Below are 981 nucleotides of genomic sequence, written 5' to 3' on the forward strand. Positions count from 1 at the left end.
TCCCAAAGACCTTGATCCGTTAAAGATAATACTTCTAGATTATAACATTTTTTGAAAGATTCCATAGGGAATTTGGTATGCCCTCGGTAGCCTATATTTACCTCTTTTAATGAATCATAAGTACCAAAGAGATTGTCCATATGATCAAGTTTACGGTTATCATCAATATAAATTTTTTTTATCGAATAAGTATTATATTCAGATGGAATTTCGGTGATGTCTGTTTTTTTAATAAAAAGTGATAGTGCTTCTTGATTTTCATTTCTCTTGATTAGTGGTAATGCAATAAAAGGTGATTCTTCTAAACGTAAAACCTTTAACTCTGGAAAATTAATAATATCTGGTAATTTATTAATTTCACTACCTGCAATACATAACTCTTCAATTTTTTTATTCTTGTCAAGAAATGTTGGATATTCATTTAAAGGAACATAAATTAAGTATAAATATTTTAAGGCTTTTAAAGATGATATCCATTCAGGTAATTGACTAATATTTAATCTGTCTATTCTCAAATGGTTTAATGAATCCAGCTTTGTTATTTCATATGGTATTTCACTTATACGGTGTCCTTCCAAAATTATAAATTCGATAAAACCATTATCACTATAATAGGGTTCTAGACTAACATTATATTTACTATTTATCTTTTGTTCAATATTTTGATCATGACTTTTTTTATTTGTTTCTGAACATGCAAATACTGATAGTATCAGTAATATTCTTGTGAGGTTATTTATTGTACGCATAATCATAACTTTGTTGGTCTTTATAAAGATTTACTAAAACAATCTCTAATTGTTTATAATTAAACTTCATTTTACTTTGAGGATTTTTATCCGTAATTCGAAGTATATTTTCAAATAAATATTTCGGTCCTCCATCCCCAAAATACTTCTTAGCTTGATCTGCATTAATTGTCATAAAAGCATCTTCATTTACATTATCCCAACTTGTTTCATTTTTAAATTCCCAAAGATC

2 protein-coding genes are annotated in these 981 nt (G+C 26.9%); both read right to left on the reverse strand.

The genetic code is table 11. The features are described from left to right. Positions 1–749 (reverse strand): leucine-rich repeat domain-containing protein (locus AVL50_RS16825; protein WP_082795875.1); only part of this gene is annotated, 749 nt, incomplete at its 3' end. After that, the coding region (locus tag AVL50_RS33365) for a hypothetical protein (protein ID WP_172826861.1) at positions 733–981 on the reverse strand (249 nt) is incomplete at its 5' end. The genes AVL50_RS33365 and AVL50_RS16825, both read right to left, overlap by 17 nt.

Source organism: Flammeovirga sp. SJP92, assembly GCF_001583495.1.
GTDB lineage: Bacteria > Bacteroidota > Bacteroidia > Cytophagales > Flammeovirgaceae > Flammeovirga.